General features: G+C 59.5%; 18 protein-coding genes. 11 read left to right on the forward strand and 7 right to left on the reverse strand.

The window, feature by feature from the left end; genetic code table 11:
* Window positions 1–126 precede the first annotated feature (126 nt).
* The 3 genes from PLUT_RS01785 (at window position 127) to PLUT_RS01795 (ending at window position 1,957) form a co-directional block, all read left to right on the forward strand.
* Window positions 127–396, forward strand: a complete 270-nt coding sequence (locus tag PLUT_RS01785) for a hypothetical protein (RefSeq protein WP_011357108.1) — start codon at window positions 127–129, stop codon at window positions 394–396.
* A 75-nt stretch (window positions 397–471) separates the two neighbouring features.
* On the forward strand, window positions 472–849 hold the full coding sequence (locus tag PLUT_RS01790; RefSeq protein WP_011357109.1) for a hypothetical protein: 378 nt from the start codon (window positions 472–474) through the stop codon (window positions 847–849).
* Window positions 850–856: 7 nt separating this feature from the next.
* A complete protein-coding gene (locus tag PLUT_RS01795; RefSeq protein WP_011357110.1) occupies window positions 857–1,957 on the forward strand; it encodes a hypothetical protein in 1,101 nt (366 codons plus the stop codon).
* Between the two features lie 28 nt (window positions 1,958–1,985).
* Here the strand turns inward: PLUT_RS01795 and frr are convergent, their stop codons facing one another.
* Both frr and rpmE read right to left on the reverse strand, forming a co-directional pair.
* The gene (gene frr / locus PLUT_RS01800; RefSeq protein ID WP_011357111.1) at window positions 1,986–2,546 is read right to left on the reverse strand and encodes a ribosome recycling factor; all 561 of its coding nucleotides are present in this window, start codon (window positions 2,544–2,546) and stop codon (window positions 1,986–1,988) included.
* Between the two features lie 48 nt (window positions 2,547–2,594).
* Complete coding sequence (gene rpmE / locus PLUT_RS01805; RefSeq protein WP_011357112.1) at window positions 2,595–2,822, reverse strand: 50S ribosomal protein L31; 228 nt, start codon at window positions 2,820–2,822, stop codon at window positions 2,595–2,597.
* A gap of 80 nt (window positions 2,823–2,902) precedes the next feature.
* Between rpmE and recG the strand changes: the two genes are divergently transcribed.
* The 3 genes from recG to PLUT_RS01820 all read left to right on the forward strand — a co-directional run bounded on the left by recG (window position 2,903) and on the right by PLUT_RS01820 (window position 7,502).
* Complete coding sequence (gene recG / locus PLUT_RS01810) at window positions 2,903–5,014, forward strand: ATP-dependent DNA helicase RecG (protein ID WP_011357113.1); 2,112 nt, start codon at window positions 2,903–2,905, stop codon at window positions 5,012–5,014.
* Window positions 5,015–5,062: 48 nt separating this feature from the next.
* Window positions 5,063–6,034: a ribosome small subunit-dependent GTPase A gene (gene rsgA / locus PLUT_RS01815; protein ID WP_162010058.1), complete on the forward strand. Its 972-nt coding sequence runs from the start codon at window positions 5,063–5,065 to the stop codon at window positions 6,032–6,034.
* Window positions 6,035–6,128: 94 nt separating this feature from the next.
* Window positions 6,129–7,502, forward strand: a complete 1,374-nt coding sequence (locus PLUT_RS01820; protein ID WP_011357115.1) for an NAD-dependent succinate-semialdehyde dehydrogenase — start codon at window positions 6,129–6,131, stop codon at window positions 7,500–7,502.
* A 97-nt stretch (window positions 7,503–7,599) separates the two neighbouring features.
* On the opposite strand, the gene PLUT_RS01825 is transcribed toward PLUT_RS01820, so the two are convergent.
* Window positions 7,600–8,802, reverse strand: a complete 1,203-nt coding sequence (locus PLUT_RS01825; RefSeq protein ID WP_041463730.1) for a hypothetical protein — start codon at window positions 8,800–8,802, stop codon at window positions 7,600–7,602.
* Window positions 8,803–9,015: 213 nt separating this feature from the next.
* On the opposite strand from PLUT_RS01825, the gene PLUT_RS01830 reads away from it, so the two are divergent.
* The 4 genes from PLUT_RS01830 to PLUT_RS01845 are packed head-to-tail and all read left to right on the forward strand — an operon-like array spanning window position 9,016 to window position 12,562.
* Window positions 9,016–9,942, forward strand: coding sequence for a diacylglycerol/lipid kinase family protein (locus PLUT_RS01830; protein ID WP_041463731.1), 927 nt, complete (start codon window positions 9,016–9,018; stop codon window positions 9,940–9,942).
* Between the two features lie 39 nt (window positions 9,943–9,981).
* Window positions 9,982–11,229, forward strand: a complete 1,248-nt coding sequence (locus PLUT_RS01835) for a GlmU family protein (protein WP_011357118.1) — start codon at window positions 9,982–9,984, stop codon at window positions 11,227–11,229.
* Window positions 11,230–11,250: 21 nt separating this feature from the next.
* Window positions 11,251–11,820, forward strand: coding sequence for an aminodeoxychorismate/anthranilate synthase component II (locus PLUT_RS01840; RefSeq protein ID WP_011357119.1), 570 nt, complete (start codon window positions 11,251–11,253; stop codon window positions 11,818–11,820).
* 4 nt (window positions 11,821–11,824) lie between these two features.
* A complete protein-coding gene (locus tag PLUT_RS01845) occupies window positions 11,825–12,562 on the forward strand; it encodes a TIGR00730 family Rossman fold protein (protein WP_011357120.1) in 738 nt (245 codons plus the stop codon).
* Between the two features lie 18 nt (window positions 12,563–12,580).
* Here PLUT_RS01845 and PLUT_RS01850 read toward each other — a convergent pair whose 3' ends face one another.
* Window positions 12,581–13,018 carry a heme-binding domain-containing protein gene (locus PLUT_RS01850; RefSeq protein WP_011357121.1) on the reverse strand — a complete coding sequence of 146 codons (438 nt, stop codon included), beginning with the start codon at window positions 13,016–13,018 and terminating at the stop codon, window positions 12,581–12,583.
* 53 nt (window positions 13,019–13,071) lie between these two features.
* Here PLUT_RS01850 and PLUT_RS01855 point away from each other — a divergent pair, with 53 nt between their 5' ends.
* Window positions 13,072–13,398, forward strand: a complete 327-nt coding sequence (locus PLUT_RS01855) for a transcriptional regulator (RefSeq protein ID WP_011357122.1) — start codon at window positions 13,072–13,074, stop codon at window positions 13,396–13,398.
* Window positions 13,399–13,408: 10 nt separating this feature from the next.
* Here PLUT_RS01855 and bshC read toward each other — a convergent pair whose 3' ends face one another.
* The 3 genes from bshC to PLUT_RS01870 are packed head-to-tail and all read right to left on the reverse strand — an operon-like array spanning window position 13,409 to window position 18,525.
* A complete protein-coding gene (gene bshC, locus PLUT_RS01860; protein ID WP_011357123.1) occupies window positions 13,409–15,100 on the reverse strand; it encodes a bacillithiol biosynthesis cysteine-adding enzyme BshC in 1,692 nt (563 codons plus the stop codon).
* Between the two features lie 4 nt (window positions 15,101–15,104).
* On the reverse strand, window positions 15,105–15,884 hold the full coding sequence (gene surE, locus PLUT_RS01865) for a 5'/3'-nucleotidase SurE (protein WP_011357124.1): 780 nt from the start codon (window positions 15,882–15,884) through the stop codon (window positions 15,105–15,107).
* 13 nt (window positions 15,885–15,897) lie between these two features.
* On the reverse strand, window positions 15,898–18,525 hold the full coding sequence (locus tag PLUT_RS01870; RefSeq protein ID WP_011357125.1) for a BamA/TamA family outer membrane protein: 2,628 nt from the start codon (window positions 18,523–18,525) through the stop codon (window positions 15,898–15,900).
* Window positions 18,526–18,529: the final 4 nt, after the last annotated feature.

The following is an 18,529-nucleotide window of genomic DNA, read 5'->3' on the forward strand; positions in this document are numbered from 1 at the left end:
GGCTGGGTCACCTTATACTGCGGGCCTTTGCTGGCGTTTGGCAGTGTTGGCACGGATATTGACTGATGATGGGTGCAGAGGGAGGATTCCTTCTCCCTGCACGTCAATCATAAAACATATGCTCCCATGAAAAAAATCATCCGTTTCGCGCTCGCCGCCCTTGCTCTTGCGGCATTTCTTCCCTCAGGCAGCCTGCAGGCAAAGCAGTGGTTCGGAGAGAATCCCCTGAAGCAGGTGCTTGGAATCGGTTTCACCGATGCCGACCTTGACGGCTATAACGACAACGCTCCCGATGCCGACGGCGACGGCATCCCGAACGGGCAGGATCCGGATTATGTTGCTGTTCCCGCCGGAACCCCGACGGCAGACTGTGACGGTACCGGCAGGCTTCGCTGAACCATCCATCCGTAGCGGCAGAGAGGCAAGCCCTGCCGCTACGGTTTTTATTCCACTGCAGATGACTCTGCCGCCATGAACGCACCGATAAAACACCTTCTGATCTTTTTCCCGGTTCTCTGCCTGCTGCTTCTGGTTCCGGGTGACTCACCCTCCGGTTCCGCGGTGGCTGGACCTCCATTGTTTCGAGAAAGCGGCGGGGGCCGTGTTCCCCCTGAGGAGCGCCTGCGCTTCCGTGATGAGGACGGCGACGGAATCAACGACCTCATCAGGGACAGCGACGGTGATGGCATTCCTGATGGTCGTGACGGGGACGGCAGCGGACCCGGCGACCGGCGGTTCAGGGACGGGAGCATGCAGGGCGGCGGCCGCAGCATTGAACGCCAGGGCGGCTCCTTGAGGGCGCCTTCTTCGTCCGGCCGACCGGCTGGAAGCGGCAGCGGCAGAAAATGAGGCCGTGATGCCCCGCTCCCCCCTTTACGCCGCAGTAACCCTGCTTTTGCTGGCGCTTTGTCCTTCCGGCGTTTTCGCCATCGACGGGTTCGATGTTTCCGCATCCGTATCGAGCAGCGTTGAAGACAACGTGTTCCGAACTGCCGGAGGTGAAGATGATGTCATCCGGGCGTTCTCGGCCGGCATCGCTCCGCACTGGAAGTGGACTGGTTGCGAGAGTGCGGTTTTCTACGACGGCACCATTGTAGACTTTTCCCGTTACAGCGAAAGTTCCTACGCTGTGCATAATGCCGGCGCGACTCTAGACTACTTCCCGAAGTCCTCCATCCGGGTGCGGGGCGGTATTGATCTTGTCATTCGCGAGGGAAGTGGTTCGACGGACCTGTATGATTATTCCGGAAACGGCGTCTTTTGTGAACTGCAGCTGCCGCTCTCTCTTGACTGGACGGCCAGGGGTGGTCTGAGTCGCCGCACGAAGGAGTACCGCGTCCTGCATGATTTCGACAACAAGGAGTCAGTAGCGTCTTTTCATATAGAGCACCGATTTCCGGACGGAGCCTCGTTCGCATTGAGGGCAGAGGCGGGTGCGAAGGACTATCTGGGCGGACCGGGATCCGAAGCCCGGCAGTTGCTGACCTCCTTGCGGGTTTCCTTGCCGATGGGTGAGCGGACCGGCCTTCGGCTGAGGGTCTCCGACAGGCTCAGTTTCGGCGGCGAGGCCCTTGTCGCTTCCGGAGTTGCAGCGGATGGTTACTGGTTGGAAGATCTTTATGACGATCCCTACGGTTATGAAGGCATGGAAGGGGACGCCATGGTTTCGCACCTGTTTCAGGGCGGGGTGATGCTGCGTATCGGTTGCGGCGCTAAATTGAAATCCTATGACCGGGCCGTCCTGGATGGTGATGGTGTGTGGCTTGCCGATGGGCCCCGGCGAGAGGATGTATGCTTGGAGGCCTCTGCGGGTGCTGAAAAAACCTTGCGTCTTAACCGGCAGGGTGCGCTTTTGAAGCTTTCGGCGGGATGGTATGTGAGCTGGAGCGAGTCCAACGACGCACTCTACCGGTACCGGGCTTCATCGGCCGGGCTCGGGGCGGAAGTGCTGTTCTGACAGGGACGGGGGGGGAGAACGGAGGTCTTCAGACCTCCATGATCTCTTTTTCTTTCTGTGCGATGAGTTCGTTGACCTGTTTCTCGAAGCGGTGAAGGAGGTCATCGGCGTCTTTTTTTCCGCGGTTGCGGTCATCTTCGCTGATGGCTTTCTCCTTTTCGAGCTTTTCAATCTCCTGGATCATGTCGCGGCGGTGGTTGCGCAGGGAGACTTTCGAATCTTCCCCGAACTTCCTGGTGAGTTTGACGAACTCTTTGCGGCGCTCTTCGGTGAGCGGGGGAATGGATACCCTGATGCTCTGTCCTTCGGCGGCGGGGTTCAGTCCGAGGTTGGCGTCGCGAATCGCTTTTTCTGTGGCGGCGACCATCGATTTGTCCCACACCTGCACGAGGAGGGTGTGGATATCCGATACGCCGACGTTGCCGACCTGACGGAGCGGCATTGTCTGGCCGTAGGCCTCCACCTTCACCCTGTCAAGCAGTGCGGTTGTGGCCTTTCCGGTCCGGATCGAAGCGATTTCATGCTGAAACGCCTCGATGGCCTTTTTCATTTTCTGCTCGCTCTTCTGGCTTACATCTTTGACGTTCATGGCTGCTGGTATGAATTGGTGCTGGTTTGCTCAATAGCGCCTGCCCGATTATTTTGCCTGTGCCTGGGATGCTGTTGATTTGGCGAAGCGCTTGTTGAAACGGTCGACGCGTCCGGCAGTGTCGACGAGGGTCTGTTTGCCGGTATAGAACGGGTGGCAGTTGCTGCAGACATCGACTTTGATGGACGGACGGGTAGAGCGGGTCTCGAACGAGTTGCCGCAGTTGGCGCACACAACGGTGACTTCGGTGTACTTCGGATGGATATCAGATTTCATGTCGGTCGTTGACTTTGTTTGTACTGTACAATAAGGGTGCTAATATACAAGAATTCCATTCCAGTTCCAACCAATTTGCCATGGCGGAAAGTTCTCCCCTCTCTTCACTGAAAGGGATGGGCCCTAAAAAGGTCGCCATCCTCCATGACGCGGGCCTCGTCTCGTTCGAGGACCTGTTCGAGCTGTTCCCGCGCCGATACCTCGACCGACGGGTGATGAAGCCTGTCAGGGATCTCAGGGCAGGGGAGACCGCTACGGTGGTCGGAACCATTACGGCTGCATCGGTTGATGCCGGACAGCGGGGGCGCTCACGGTTCCGTGCGACTCTCTCCGACGGCTCTGGGACGCTGGAATTGACCTGGTTCAGGGGCGTACGCTATTTTGCCCGCGCCGTCGTTCCCGGCGAGACGCTCGCCGTGCACGGCAAGGTGGGCTATTTCGGGGCGAGGGCGCAGATGCAGCATCCCGACTTCGACAGGCTCGGCAGCGACCGCCATGAGGACGGTGGGAGCGACTTATCCCTCTACAATACCGGCCGCATCATTCCGCTCTACCCGACCACCGAAGCCATGAAGCTTTCCGGGCTGGGGTCCCGCCAGCTTCGCTCCCTCATGGCGCAGGCATTCGAGCTCCAGCCACCGGGCGCCAGGGAGAACCTCAGCCGCTCGATACTTGATTCAAACAGTCTCATGCCGCTCGCCGAAGCATACCGGGAGATCCATTTCCCGTCTTCACCCGAGCGGCTTGGTATTGCGGAGCGCCGGATGAAGTGGACCGAACTATTCTACGCACAGCTGCTCTTCGCGCTCCGCCGCCACACGGCCCGCCATCTCCGTCAGGCAGCCGTCTTCACCCATTCGGGGGAGTACACTTCGCGGCTGTATGCATCTCTTCCCTACGAACTGACCGCTGCACAGAAAGATGCCATCCGGGAGATCTACCGGGACCTGCGCAGCGGAAGCCCCATGCAGCGTCTCCTGCAGGGTGATGTGGGCTCCGGCAAGACCGCCGTAGCAATGTTCTCCATGGCGCTCGCCGCCGACAACAAACTTCAGTCGGTCTTCATGGCACCGACCGAGATCCTTGCGGTGCAGCACTGGCTCAGCATGCGGCGGTTTTTTGAGCCGCTCGGCCTTGAGGTTGCGCTTTTCAGCGGCCGTCAGCCGAAGCGGCTCCGTGAGGAGCTGCTCTTGAGGCTTCGCGAAGGGGATGTGCATGTAGCCGTCGGGACCCATGCGCTGATCGAGGACGCTGTCCGCTACCGCGAGCTCGGACTTGTCATCATCGATGAACAGCACCGGTTCGGGGTCCTCCAGCGCAAAGCCCTGCAGGAGAAAGCCAGCAATCCCCATGTCCTGTTGATGACAGCCACACCCATCCCGAGAACCCTTACCATGGGCGTTTTCGGCGATCTCGACGTGTCTGTGATCCGCCAGATGCCGGCCGGCCGGCGGCCCGTGAAGACCATCGTCCGCCCCGAGTCCGAACAGGCGAAGGTCCACCAGTTCCTCCGCCGTGAAATCGCGGACGGCCACCAGGGCTACATCGTCTACCCGCTTGTGGAGGCGTCGGAGAAAACCGACCTTCAGGCCGCCGTGGAGAGTTTCGGGGAGCTTTCGGGCGCAGTATTTCCTGACCTCCGGCTTGGCCTCATCCACGGCCAGATGAGTCCAGAGGAGAAAGACGGCGTCATGCAGCGCTTCCGCACCGGTGAGCTCCACATCCTTGTCGGCACAACGGTCATCGAAGTCGGCGTTGACGTGCCGAATGCCACCGTCATCATCGTCGAGCATGCCGAGCGCTTCGGGCTTGCCCAGCTCCACCAGCTCCGTGGAAGGGTCGGTCGCGGCCAACACCCCTCGCACTGCTTCCTGCTTTACGGCAAGCTCACCGGGGACGGCCGCGAACGTCTGCAGGCCATGGAGTCTACCAGCGACGGGTTTGTCATTTCCGAAATGGACGCCCGCATCCGCGGTGCCGGCAACGTGCTCGGCAAAGAGCAGTCGGGGAGTCTCAGCGGATTAAAGATTGCGGACCTCAGTCTTGATTTTGATATCATGCAGTCTGCACGAAGTGCGGCTTTCGCTCTTGTCGAAGCGGACAGCCGGCTGGCTCTTCCGGAAAACGAACCGGTGCGCCGGTGGTATATGGACCGCTATCTCGGCCGCCAGACCCTTGCCGACATCGGGTAGAATGACAGGGTGTGATGCACTTTGGTAATTTACAATGCAACAAGCAAGATGAACCCTGACGAGACTGCCGGTACCCGTTCCTGCGCACTTCCGGCCTGCATGGTCGTTGAGGCGGCCGGCGCCTTCTATATGGCCGAATCGCCGGACGGGACCATCTACCGTTGCCGCACCATTCCCTTGACGAAAACCGAAAACGAAGGCACATCACTCGTCGCCGTCGGCGACATGGTGCTGCTCCGGCTCTCTCCGGGAGAGGGGGCTGTGCCTGAGGCCGTCATCGTTACGGTTCTCCGCCGCCACAGCGCCCTCTGCAGGAAGCGGGATATACGGAGGAACCGGAGCAAGGAAAAGGTGCAGGTCATTGCAGCCAACATCGACCAGCTCGTGGTTGTGTCCTCCGCCTTCGATCCTCCGCCGAACCTCCGGCTTATCGACCGATACCTTGCCTTTGCAGAGTCCGAACAGCTCGAGCCGCTGCTTGTCGTCAACAAGGCCGACCTCGATCCGATGGGTGATGCTGTGCGCAGCATGGAGCTTTACCGGGATCTCGGGTTCCGGGTGCTGCACCTGAGCGCGAAGAAGGGTGCCGGCATGGACCGGTTCCTCGCCGCCCTCGATGGCCGGGTTTCGGCGTTCAGCGGACATTCCGGGGTGGGGAAATCGAGCCTCATCAACCGCATCCTCGGCCAGCAGCTCCTCACCACCTCCCGCACCAGCATAAGGACCGGCAAGGGGGTGCACACCACCAGCCGCTCTGTCATGCTCCGCCTCCCCGGAGGAGGCCATGTCATCGATACGCCGGGCATCAGGGAGTTCAGCCTGTCAGGCATCAGCCGCGAAAACCTCCGATTCTTTTTCCGGGAGTTCCTCCCGCTCATGCCCTCCTGCTCCTTCTCGTCCTGCTCCCATACCGTCGAGCCGGGATGCGCTGTTCGCAGCGCCGTTTCGACGGGACTCCTGCACCCGTCCCGCTATGAAAGCTACCTCGCACTCTATGAAGGCCTCGAAGACGGGGATTGAAGCATGGGGGTATGCAGGGTTTTCCAGATACCGCTGAAATCCGTACCTTTACAGTTCAGTCATTTTTCTTGAGCCCTTGAACCGCCAGTTACCCATGATCACCACAATCAACCCCGCTACGGAAGAACAGCTTGCATCCTATCCCGCGATGGATGCCCTTGAACTCACGGAGGTCATCTCTCTTGCAGACCGGGACTATCGCCGGTGGCGGACGGTGGCGCCTCTGGAACGCAGGGCCGCCATGCACCGCCTTGCCGCATTGCTCGAAGCCGAAAAGCAGCAGCATGCGGAGATGATCAGCCGCGAGATGGGCAAGCCGCTGTCCCAGGCTGTCGCCGAAGTGAAGAAATCGGCGCTGGTCTGCAGTTACTATGCTGAGCATGCAGACAGGTTCCTGCAGTCTGAAGAGAGCGATCTTGACGGCATGCAGGGCGTCGTGCGCTTCGATCCCATCGGGCTGGTGCTCGGTGTCATGCCCTGGAACTTTCCCTTCTGGCAGGTGTTCCGGTTTGCTGTTCCTGCCATCATGGCGGGCAACGGCATTCTTGTCAAGCATGCCCCCAACGTGACCGGCTCATCGGTCGCCATGGAGTCCCTGTTCCGGAGGGCCGGCTTTCCGGAGCATCTGTACCGCGCTGTGCATATCGACCTTGAGGATGTAGATCGACTGACCGGCTTCATCATCGATCACCCGGCAGTGAGCGCTGTTTCGGTGACCGGCAGCACAGGTGCGGGCCGCGCCGTTGCCACGAAAGCAGGGCATGCACTGAAGCGAAGCGTGCTTGAGCTCGGCGGAAGCGATCCCTACATCGTGCTCGATGATGCCGACGTCAGTGCGGCCGTCAACCACTGCGCAGCTGCCCGGCTGCTCAACAGCGGCCAGAGCTGCATTGCCGCAAAGCGGTTCATCGTGCATGCTTCGGTAATGGAGGTGTTTGAGGAGCAGCTCCTGGTGAGGATGCGTTCGGCGGTGATGGGTGATCCCTTCCATCCGGATGTCGAAGTGGGTCCTATTGCCCGACTGGATCTGCGAGACCAGCTGCATGACCAGGTGAGGAGGAGTGTGGAGGGCGGGGCGAAACTGCTTTGTGGCGGCAGCATTCCCGAGCGGAAAGGCTACTATTATCCACCGACGGTACTTTCAGGCGTAAGGGCTGGAATGGCATGCTACAGCGAGGAGCTGTTCGGGCCGGTTGCGACCCTCATCGAGGCGAAGGATGACGACGAGGCGGTGCATATTGCCAACGATACCCCGTTCGGTCTCGGCTCTGCGGTTTTCTCCGCCAACATTGAGCGTGCCATGCTGATAGCTGCCCGTCTGGATACGGGAAACTGTTTCATCAACACTATGGTCAAGTCAGACCCTCGCCTTCCTTTCGGCGGGGTGAAGCAGTCGGGGTACGGGCGCGAACTTGCCCGTTACGGGATCAGGGAGTTTGTCAACATCAAAAGCCTCTGCATCGCCTGAGCGGGACCGATGCGGTGCGGGCCTTCTTTCCGGCGCAGGAGTGCCGTCTTCCCTGAAGGAAGGTCCGCTATGATCATCTGATCCTCTCCCGGTATTCCTACATGGTGATGGAGAGGTCTGACAGGTAGGTCTTGATCGACTGATGTTTGCCGAGGCCGAGTTTCTTGTGCATCCGGTAGCGGATGCTCTCCATCCCTCTGGTCGAGATGCCGACTGAACGGGCGATTTCGCGCGTATCGTAGTTCAGCTTCACGAGCAGGCTGATGCGCAGCTCGCGCTGGTTCAGGTTTGCGTGCTTTTTCTGCAGCTTCGAGAGGAACACGGAGTCTGCTTCGGTGAGCTCGATGTTCAGGCGCTTCTCGATGGTCTCGGTTTCGATCAGGCTCAGGCATGAGTCGGTCATCTGCCGTTTCTGCGTCGGGTCGATGTCCAGCGCGTAGATCTGGTCGAGAAGGTTGCGCAGCGAGGAGGTCTTTTCGGCTATTGCCGTCGACACCCTCGTCAGTTCCATGTCCTGCGTCGCAATCCTCGATTTCAGCTCTGAGATCTCTTTCTCGAAATCCCGGCCGGACTTCCTGTTCAGCTCCGTCTGTGCGTTCATTTTGATAACCATGTGTGTGAGTCGTTGTTCCAGGTCTTGTTTGAGTTGATTCAGTTCCATCTCCTTTTCATCTTCCTTGGCCCGAAGGTCAGACTGCATTGCCTCCACCGCCTTGAAAAATGAATGGAACCGGTTGTCAGGTTGAGGGATGGGGATATGCTGTTCCAGCATATTCATCCATGATATTCTTGCAATCGCTGCAAGAAATTCGTTTTTGGCGCGGGTGTGGCTTTCAGTCGGTTCGGTCTCGTTCTTTTCGTGTTCCTCCGCAGCAGCTTTTCTTTCGGCCTCCTCATAGCTTCCGGCCGTCATGACGGAGATTCCTTCGGGCGCAACGGCGGCAAACGACTCCACGATGATTCGTATTGCTTCAGGGATGTTGAAGAACACGATGCGGCTGAAGCCCGGCGCCCAGTTGAAAATGATGTCGGCTATCGACTGCTTGTAGTGGAGGGTGATAGTACCGACATGGCTGAGATCCCAGATCAGGCAGACAGGAAGATCCTTAAGGCGGCAGTCCTGGACAACTTCGTCAAGCATCCGGTTGTCCATGGTGTTGAGCGCGATATCTCTCTCTGCTTCGACCCAGGTATGCAGGATGCGGCCCTTTACCTGTCGGATTTTCTTGACGTACCCTTCCTGTTCGTGGCGACTTTCCCAGTGCGTTTGTCGTGTCGCTTTTTCGTCGCCTTCTGTCATGGTGTTGCGTTGTAGGGTAAAATACATCCCCTGTTACTGCGGGCTGCTTGGTGTAATATTGGTCTTTTTTGAGCAGATATACAACTTTTTTTGACGTTTTCTGATAATAATACTGTTATTTGATGCTCAATACGGCGTTGGAGTAAGTATTTCTGCGTAATCGTTATGTGCGCTGGAATACGGCGCATCTTTCTTCATGCAACCCCTTTCCCCATGTCCCTCGAGACGGGTTACACCTTTATTGTAAATCCCCATGCCGACAAGGGGCGGGCTGCAGGCCGGGTATCGGCCCTCCGCCGGGCCGTTCAGGGGCGGGCCGATGCGGAAGTGTTGTCGACTGTCCGTGCGGGTCATGCCGGAGAGCTTGCCGCCGAAGCTGCCAGAGGAGGGCGTGCGGTCATTGCCTGCGGCGGTGACGGAACGCTCCATGAGGTGCTGAACGCCGTGATGGGCGCCGGCTCTGCGGTTGGAGTGCTTCCCTTCGGATCGGCGAACGATTTCCTCAAGACGTTCGTCCCCGCAATGTCCGGGGGCCGGAGTCCCGAGTCGCAGTTCTCTGGCGGGCGAATTCGGGTGGATGTAGGCCGGGTGGAGTTCAGCGGGGGAGAGCAGCGTCATTTTCTCAACTCCCTCGGCATCGGCTTTACAGGCCGGATTGCCAGAGCCGTCAGGAGGGCCCCGTGGCTGAGGGGCGAGCTGGCTTATGCCTATGCGCTTTTTCGGGTGCTTATAGGTTATGCGCCGGTAAAAATGCATATTCAAATTACACTTCCGGACCGTCTGGTGGTGCTTGACGAGCGGGTGTTCGCCTTCTCTGTCGGCAACGGGAAAGTAGAGGGGGGGAAGTTCCAGATCGCACCCGAAGCGGATCTTCGGGACGGTCTTCTCGACGTATGCATTCTCCGGGATGTCCCGAAACGGGAAATTCCCGGCCTCGTCCTGCAGTATCTCCGCGGGGTCCAGTCCCGGGACCGCCGTGTCTACAGTTACCGGGCAGAGCGTATTGATGTGTCTCTCGACAGCCCTGAAGTGATGCATCTGGACGGTGAGGTTTACGAAGGCGTCGGCGGAAAGATTACGGTTGCAGTGCTTCCTGAAGGCCTGGAGATGATTGCTCCCCGCGGTATGGGGGAGCGATGAAGAGAGTCCGCTGAATCCAATGGTATCGATCGAGCTATCATGCAGATCCTTGTATTTGAAGATGCACTGGCCGAACGGCTTATGCCCCTTGCGGGGCTCAAGCCTGTCTACGGTCTTGCGACCGGCTTTCGTACCCTTCGGGAAAAATTCGAACACTACGCTCCCGGGGTCTCTTTCACCTTCCATATGCGCCGTCGTCTGGCCCGGTGGTACGCCATGGCGTATCCAGCAGCTCCTGTGAACATCCTCATGGAGGATGATATCCTTCTTGTGAACGGCAGGCTCGTCTGTGACGCTGTGACCGGGGCGCTCATTGAAGCAGGTGCATTCACCCCCGGAACTGCCTCGATGCAGGACGGTGAAGTGCTCTTTGCCCGCATAAAACCGAGCCTCATTGCCGAAACGGATGGATCCCTGCCGGACCTTATCGACAGCCGCCGGCTTGCTGAGGGTCTGAGCATTGAGCGGGTCGAGGGGTTCAGGCTCCTCTCGAACCTCTGGGATCCGGTCGCAATGCACCCGGGAGAACTGCTCCGTGATGCGGAGTCTCTGCCGCTAGGCCGCATTGACGGCGATGTGCACCCTTCAGCAGTCATAACGGATCCTTCTGCAACCTGGGTCGCCCCCGGGGCGGTCGTCAGAGCTGGCGCGGTGCTTGATGCCGATGGAGGATTCGTCGCCGTCGGGCCGGGTGCCGTTGTGGAACCGCTGGCACTCGTTACAGAAAACGTGTATGCCGGCGCCGGATGCCGGGTGAAGGCAGCGGCGAGGGTGTACAGCAACGTCTCCATCGGCACCGGCTCGAAAGTCGGCGGCGAGGTTGAGGACTCCCTCATCGAGCCGTTCGCAAACAAGCAGCATGACGGGTTCCTCGGCCACTCCTACATCTCTTCCTGGTGCAACCTTGGAGCCGGCACCACCACCTCGGACCTGAAAAACAACTATGGCCCTGTCCGGATCCTCTGCGGCGGACGGGAAGAAGAGACCGGACTCAGGTTCCTCGGTCTCATGATGGCGGAGCACTGCCGCTCGTCGATCGGCACCCTCTTCAACACGGGGACCGTTGCGGGCTATGGCTGCAACATCTTCGGTGCCGGATTTCCCCCGAAGGAGATCCCTTCCTTCGCATGGGGCGGCAGCGGCGGATTCATTCCCCATGAGGTCGACCGGGCCTTCCAGACAGCCCGGACGGCCATGGCGCGCCGGAATGTTGCGGCAGGCCCCGAGTACGAGGCCATGTTCCGTTCCGCCGCCTCTGCGACGGGTCTCCATTCAGTATCCGTTTAACATTCATAAGCATCGTTCTGCATGATCCTTGTCATCGACAACTACGATTCGTTCACCTACAACCTTGTCCAGTACATCGGTGAAGCCGGTGCAGAGGTCTCTGTCTTCCGCAATGACGAGATTTCGGTGGAGGATGTCCTCTCCATGGCTCCCCGGGGAATTGTCATCTCTCCCGGCCCCGGTACGCCGGATGACGCCGGCATATCGGTTCCTCTCATCCACGCCCTTAAGGGCCGGATTCCGCTTTTCGGCGTCTGCCTCGGCCACCAGTCGATCGGTGCAGCCCTCGGCGGCAGGGTGGTCAGGGCCCGCGAGATCATGCACGGCAAGACCTCCGAGGTTTATCACGACGGCGAAGGGGTGTTCCGCAATCTCCTGAACCCCTTTCCGGCCACCCGCTACCACTCGCTGATCGTTGAAAAGGAGAGCCTCCCGAAGGAGCTGACCGTCCGGGCATGGACTGAGGACGGCGTCATCATGGGGATGGACAGCACAGCGCTTCGTCTCTACGGCGTCCAGTTCCACCCCGAGTCGATCATGACCGGCGAGGGCATGAAGATCATCAGGAATTTCCTTGAACTCTCACGCTGAGGCCATGGACCCGAAACCAGAACCTCCGCCGCCCGGCGGCAGGACACCGTCCCCACTGCCTCCGCCGCTGCCCGCCAATGGCCACGAGGGCGACTTCATGGTTGACGGCTGGCGGGTCTTCAAGATCATGGCGGAGTTTGTCAGCGGTTTCGAGATAATGTCGGACGCCGGGCCGGCCGTCAGCGTGTTCGGCTCTACCCGTGTTGCTGAGGGGAGTGAGGAGTACCGGCAGGCACGCCGGATGGGCAGTCTGCTTGCTGAAGAGGGTCTGGCGGTGGTGACCGGCGGAGGGCCGGGAGTGATGGAGGCGGCCAACCGCGGGGCGCAGGAGGCGGGCGGCAGTTCCATCGGCTTCAACATCAAGCTGCCGAACCAGCAGACCCCCAATTCCTACATCGATCCCGGCCGCCTCGTCGGGTTCCAGTATTTTTTTGTGCGTAAAGTCATGTTCCTCAAATACTCACAGGCATTCGTCGCTCTTCCGGGCGGGTTCGGGACACTTGATGAGGTTTCCGAGGCCATCACCCTGATCCAGACGGGGAAAAGTGCGAGATTTCCTGTTATATTGGTAGGGAAATCATACTGGGATGGGCTCTACCGATGGATATGCGATACGATGCTCCGTGATCACGGCTTCATTTCTCCGCCGGACCTCGGTTTCATCTACCTCGTCGATACCCCGGAAGAGGTACTCCCCATCATCAGGACCTTCTACCCGGAAGGCTATTCGCTGAATTTTTAGAGAGCTGCCGGCGTTCGTTCAGTGTTGAATGGCCGTGGCTTTCAGCCATGTGACGAGGGCACCTTCTTCGCGGGCGGTAAGCCTTGACTCGGGGTTCAGTATGTAGTACATTGGCTGGTGTCTGCTACCTTTCATAACCACTTTCATCATGGTGTTCCGTAGCGAATCACTCTGCTGCATCAGGGATCTGTTCCAGTCGGAAAAGTTCAGTGCTTCACGGCCGCTTCGGACGCTGTGCACGATGAGCCATGAGGCCGGTGCAACATACGCTGCCCTCGGCCAGCGGGTCCGGTATGAGTGGCAGTCATAACAGGCTTTGCCGAGGGCCTGAAGGATCGGGGCAGGGGCCTTGATCGAGAGATGCGGCTCGGGGTTCAGGCGGCCGAGCGGAATGAACTGCATCAGCATGAGGGCGAGCACAGCCCAGCCTGCGGCGGAACGGAGTGTTGGTCTCATGAGGGTGCGTTTTGGTATGTGTTTTCGAATTCAACTATTAGATACTCGTCATCGTGATATTTCCCTGTGAAAAAGCGGTCTGGTACAACCTGCCGCAGATCCGGGCCGATCTTGCAATAGAACTGGTTAAAACCGGCATGACCCAGTCGCAGGCCGCCAAGCTCCTTGGCGTGACTCCCGCGGCGGTGTCGCAGTACATCCACCGCAAGCGCGGCCTGCAGGTATCGAAAACCAAGGTCTACCGCCAGGAGATCAAGGTTGCGGCCAAAAAGCTTCAGGACGGGGTTGTGCCTGAAGAGCTCCGGTTCATGGTCTGCAAGTGCTGCCAGATCCTGAGCAGGGAGTCGGGCGACGGCCAGGCGGTCTGCGGCACCGAGTAGGGGACTGCACCTACAGTTCCAGGATGATGTGCGATTCGCTCGAGTGCCCCTGCAGTTGCTCTTTGAGGGTGCCGATGAGGCCTGTTCCGTACTTGTTCAGGAAGTAGCATATGTTCAGGAGCCGCTCCTGCGGCCCGCCTTCCGGAAAGAGCGCCGTTTCCGCCTTCAGGATCTGCTCAAGCAGCTCCTCGTGCTTCCTCCGCCCCGCCTTCCATGTTTTCTGTTCGATGTTTTCCACAATCTTTTCCGCCTGCGCCTTTGAGGCTCCGAGCATCGGCTCGAGGGTCGGATCGATTTTTGAAAGTGTCGGCAGGAGCCTGTCGAGTGCGCGCTGGATCTCCTCTCTTGCCTCCTGGAACAGGGGTTCCAGCGAGCGGTTCTCGGCGGTTTCAACCGCCTTCTTCTTCATCCCTTCAAGGTCGCTGAACACTGCCGCATAAATCTGCTTGCGTGAAAACCCCGGCCTGCCCGTCACCTGCAGCATGCGGTCCATGATGCGGCTGATCTTGGGCTCGACGAGCGTAAAGCTCCCCCGCGGGACGATGAACGGCATGGTGATGCCAAAGTGCTCGTAGTTCCTGCGGTACTGTGCCAGGTAGCTGATCTCGCCTGGGCCCGCCACGTATGCGAAGGTCGGAAGCACCGTGTCCTGCACGATGGGGCGGAGCACCACGTTGGGGCTGAAGCGTTCGGGGTGGTCGCTGACAAGCTCGAGCATCTGGTGCCGGGAGTACTGCCGGCTCTCTCCGGCGAGGGTGAAGAGGTCGGGAGAGGGGTGCTCGATTTTCTGACGCTGGCCGTGCTGGTTCAGGTGAAAGAGGTTGACCGCCCGAGGTTTGGTCTGGGCCCCGTATCCTAGCTCTTCGAGAGTCGAACTCTGGGCTACAACATTGTATGAACTGGCTGGTGCTGTTTCTATCTCTCTGGTGAACACCCCTGCAGCCATACGCTTGAAGGCGGGGTCAAAGCTGGAGAGCAGTATGAGGGGCTCTTTGGGCATGAGGCGCAACAGCATCGAGGCAAAGGCCCCTTCGAAGGTGTTGCCGGGGAAGTAGCACTCCCTGAGGATCGTGGCCACCTCCTCACGGTAGTCGGAGGGCGGGAGCATGTCGAGGAACGCTTCGAGGGTGTTCTGGATCGAAGCGTCGAAACAGGTGCTGCCGACCATCTGGTCCGGAAGACGGCGGTTGGTTTCCGGCCGGAAATGGGTGAGTCCGCTGCCTGAAAAGATCGCCGTGTGTGCCGGCTCGTCATAGTCGTGGTCTTCACCCTCAAGCCAGAATACCGGCACGAAGTCATACTCGGGAAAGAGGGCTTTCTGGCGCTCAGCGAATACCACGGCGCTGAGGGCCTTGTAGATGGTGTAGAGCGGCCCCGTGAAGAGGCCGAGCTGCTGGCCGGTCACCACCGCCATGCAGCGCGGGGACCGCAGTTTTTCAATCTCCCGCTCCCGCACTTCGCCGCCCCCGAACCGGCGGTTCTGTGTCTGCAGCATATCGACAAGACTGTCGCGCTGGAAGCGGCGTGATGCGAGCAGTCCGAGCTGGCGGTAGTAGTCCGCCTCTTTGCGGTCATCGAGGTGGAAGCATCGCCCGAGCAGGCTGTCGCGCTGTGAGCCTTCAGAGGTGTAGTCCCTGAAAAGCTTCGGGAACCCTTTTTTCGGGGTCAGTATGGTGTTGTAATCGAGAAGAAAGGTATTCACCGGCCTATTTTTTCAGTTTCCATTGTTCAAGGGTGCTTCTGAACCCGTGCCGGGTCAAATCGCACGAGAGAGGGGTGAGGGTGACGAAGTTCCTGCGTACGGCGAACTCATCGCTTTCCATCCCTTCGTCGAGCAGCATGAGGGTGCCGTTGAGCCAGTAGTAGGGGTTGCCGTACATGTCGTTTCGCTCTATTGCGTCTTCCGACCAGCGCGACCGGCCCTGGCCGGTGATACGGACTCCCTGGATGTCCGCTTCGGGGACATTGGGGATGTTGACCGAAAGGATGGTGTCTTCCGGCAGACCCTCCTGCAGCACTTTACGTGCAAGTTTCCTGGCGAACTTTCCTGCGTAGGTGAAATCGGCGTGTTCGTAGGTCGTCAGCGAGAATGCCAGCGAGGTGACGCCCTGTATCGCCCCTTCAAGCGCTGCTGCGACAGTGCCGGAGTAGAGGGTACTCATGGCGGTGTTGCTGCCGTAGTTGATGCCCGATACGATAAGATCGGGCTTCACTTTCATGATGTGGCTCAAGGCCACCTTGATGCAGTCGACCGGCGTTCCGGATACGGTGTGGCCGAAAAACCGGTTGTTGCGCCGGAATTCCCGGATGCGGAGCGGCACGCCGAGGGTCATGGCGTGGCTCATGCCGCTGTGCGGTTCGGCCGGTGCCACCACCGTCACATTGCCGAGCTTCTTCATAGAAGCGGCAAGCACGTGGATGCCTTCGCCCTCGATGCCGTCATCGTTGCATACCAGTATTTCTGGTCGCCTGTCCTGTTTTTTCATGGTGTCCACCGGTTCAGAAGTCATGGCCGAGACTGAAGTAATAGACCGTATCGGCAAAGCGCAGGTTGGAAGATTCCTTGTCTTCGGCATTTCTCATGAACGAGAATGCCTTGGAGATGGTGAAACGGGCAGGCCCGATGGGTGTCGCCCAGACGAGGCTCGTTCCGATGCCGTGTATGAGCTGTGCCAGAGCGATGTCCTCCCGGCGGTCCCAAACATTGCCTGCGTTGTAAATCAGCCGGAGGGAGGTTGGAAAGATGATATCACCGGGAGGGCTGTACTGCAGCTGTACGCCGGCAGCCGCCATGTTGTTGCCCGGCAGCGCGCTCTCCTTCAGGCCGATGAACCGCCGGCTGTAGGCCGTCCCGGGACCGCCGAGAAAAAACTGTTCCGAGAGCGGCACATGGCCGCTGCTCACCCCGAACATCCCCGAAAGCTGCAGGGTGGTACGCGGCGCTACCGGGATGTTCTCTTCATGGTTGCCGGAGAGCTGCCAGAACAGCTCCTCGTTGTCGAGGGTCACGGGGGTGGCTGAATAGCGCAGGTTGCTGAGGCTTCCTGTCGTCGGGATGAGCGGGCTGTCTCGGGAGTCGATGCTCAGCTGGGTTCCGAGGGTGACGAGCTCTGCTTTTCCGGTTTGTAGCGGCACGCCGTTTTCTGTCTCGTTTTCCGAACGGACGCTCTGCAAGGTCGCATCGACTATCAGCTTTCCGTTTTTCTTCAGGCGGGTGCCGAATGCCGTCGAGATGCCGTAGCGTTCGATGTTGTAGGTGCCGGTCCGCTCCGACAGGTCGGCGAGGAACTCCTTGTCGAAGGTAATGCTGGAGTGGTCGAATCCGTGCTGGTCATAGAACGCGCGGGACGACATGGTCAGGTTCGTGGCGGCAATGCGCGGCATGTTGAACTCGAGGTTCACCACGTTGTTCTTTGTTCCTGTCTTGAGCCAGCCGCCGAGCGAGCTGGTTGAGCCCCAGAGGTTTTCGTTGCGGTAATCGAGCAGGAACTGCGCGTTGCTGGTTTCATCGTAACGCAGGCCTATGCGGAGAACCGTTGCAGGCTTTTCGTCGAGCGTGAACTTGAGGAGCGCGCTCTGCAGGTGTTCATCGTCCGGGTCGGGCTGCTCGGCCGCAAGCGACACCCGGCTGAACACTCCTGTCTCATAGAGGTTCTCGACCGATTCCTTCGCTTTGCCATAGATTACGGCCCTTGAAGTGTCAATCTTGATCTCGCGCTGTACCGGGGTCGGACCCGTGATGTTGCGGTCCTGCGAGATGACGATGGAGCCGGCTTTGCCGGAGGTGAGGGCGACAGAGATGGTACCTCCGGAAAGTGAAGGAGATTTCAGGTTCACGAAGACGTAACCCTTCTGCCGATAAGCCCGCACCAGATTCTCAAGCGCCAGGGTGCCCGCCCGGTTGGTGTATACCCTCTCCATTACCGGCGCGAAGCATGCGGCCTGTTCATCGAATGAGAGCACGCCCGTCGGCCCTCCGCTGATGCGCACCTGACGTATGGCGGGCAGCGGTACAAGATGGAACACCACCCGCTTCCTCCGGCTGTCGAGTTCCGCCCACACCCTTGTGAAGAGGTCAGTTTCGAGCAGTTCGCGGAGTGCCATCCTGGTATCGGTGGCATTTCGCACGATTCCCGATACTATGCGGTAGTGTTCGATGTACTCCGCGCTTTCTTCCGGGAACTGCACTTCTTTGCGCCATCCTTTGATGGGAGACGGGGCACTTCTCCCCTCGCCCTCGGCGATGCTTCGCTTGATGGTGCCGGCCAGTACCTTTCCCTTCTGGTAGCCAACCTTGACGAGCCCGTCTATGTCCGAAAAGTCTGTGGCCATCCGGCCTTCAAGGTCGGGCGCAATGACGATGTCGGCCCGTTCGAGCTGTGCGGGGTACTGCAGCTTGGTGAGGATGGTCATCGCCTGATCGGCGGCTTTCCATGGCAGGTCGAGCTCGCGGCCTGTGGCGTACATGCTGCCGTGGGTGTCGACGGCGATCCTGTAGCCTGCATCGAATGCGTCGAGCTCGTCGACCGGCAGGTTGGCCACAAGTCCGCCGTCCACCAGTTCCTCTGAACCGCGGCGGATGGGGGAGAAGAGCACCGGTATGGTGCTGCTTGCCCGCATGGCTTCGGAGAGCGAGCCGGAGGAAAGGGTGACGCGGCGGCCCGTGACGAGGTCGGTCGTTACCGCCCTGAACTGGACGGGCAGCTCATTGAAGTCGCCTGAGGCCGGGTAGAGGGCGTTGATTACGAGGAGGTCGAGTGTTTCTGTCAATGCCTGCGCTGAATTGAGCGAGCGCGGAATGACAAGTTTCAGTTTGTCGAAGCGGATGGCGACGGTGGAGCGGTCGCGGACCCGCTGCTGCTCGAGAAATACGTTCGAGCGGGAGTAGTCGTCGTTGCCGATGGTGACGATAGACTGCCAGGGCAGGCTGTGGGCGATGGCCTGAAGTTCCGAAGGGGTGTAGCCGCAGCTGTAAAGGCCGCCGATGACGGCGCCCATGCTGGTGCCTGCGATATGGTCGATGGGTACCTGTTCCTCTTCGAGTGCCTTCAGGACGCCGATCTGCGATATGCCGTTGGCCCCGCCGCCCGACAGCGCAAGGCCGACAGTTTTCCTGAAGGGGCGCATGGCG

The organism is Pelodictyon luteolum DSM 273 (assembly GCF_000012485.1).
Taxonomy (GTDB): Bacteria; Bacteroidota; Chlorobiia; order Chlorobiales; family Chlorobiaceae; genus Chlorobium; species Chlorobium luteolum.

Coding starts and splice junctions, on each gene's coding strand:
- PLUT_RS01785 (WP_011357108.1), top strand. CDS start 127: ATGAAAAAAATCATCCGTTTCGCGCTCGCCGCCCTTGCTCTTGCGGCA.
- PLUT_RS01790 (WP_011357109.1), top strand. CDS start 472: ATGAACGCACCGATAAAACACCTTCTGATCTTTTTCCCGGTTCTCTGC.
- PLUT_RS01795 (WP_011357110.1), top strand. CDS start 857: ATGCCCCGCTCCCCCCTTTACGCCGCAGTAACCCTGCTTTTGCTGGCG.
- frr (WP_011357111.1), bottom strand. CDS start 2,546: ATGAACGTCAAAGATGTAAGCCAGAAGAGCGAGCAGAAAATGAAAAAG.
- rpmE (WP_011357112.1), bottom strand. CDS start 2,822: ATGAAATCTGATATCCATCCGAAGTACACCGAAGTCACCGTTGTGTGC.
- recG (WP_011357113.1), top strand. CDS start 2,903: ATGGCGGAAAGTTCTCCCCTCTCTTCACTGAAAGGGATGGGCCCTAAA.
- rsgA (WP_162010058.1), top strand. CDS start 5,063: ATGAACCCTGACGAGACTGCCGGTACCCGTTCCTGCGCACTTCCGGCC.
- PLUT_RS01820 (WP_011357115.1), top strand. CDS start 6,129: ATGATCACCACAATCAACCCCGCTACGGAAGAACAGCTTGCATCCTAT.
- PLUT_RS01825 (WP_041463730.1), bottom strand. CDS start 8,802: ATGACAGAAGGCGACGAAAAAGCGACACGACAAACGCACTGGGAAAGT.
- PLUT_RS01830 (WP_041463731.1), top strand. CDS start 9,016: ATGTCCCTCGAGACGGGTTACACCTTTATTGTAAATCCCCATGCCGAC.
- PLUT_RS01835 (WP_011357118.1), top strand. CDS start 9,982: ATGCAGATCCTTGTATTTGAAGATGCACTGGCCGAACGGCTTATGCCC.
- PLUT_RS01840 (WP_011357119.1), top strand. CDS start 11,251: ATGATCCTTGTCATCGACAACTACGATTCGTTCACCTACAACCTTGTC.
- PLUT_RS01845 (WP_011357120.1), top strand. CDS start 11,825: ATGGACCCGAAACCAGAACCTCCGCCGCCCGGCGGCAGGACACCGTCC.
- PLUT_RS01850 (WP_011357121.1), bottom strand. CDS start 13,018: ATGAGACCAACACTCCGTTCCGCCGCAGGCTGGGCTGTGCTCGCCCTC.
- surE (WP_011357124.1), bottom strand. CDS start 15,884: ATGAAAAAACAGGACAGGCGACCAGAAATACTGGTATGCAACGATGAC.
- PLUT_RS01870 (WP_011357125.1), bottom strand. CDS start 18,525: ATGCGCCCCTTCAGGAAAACTGTCGGCCTTGCGCTGTCGGGCGGCGGG.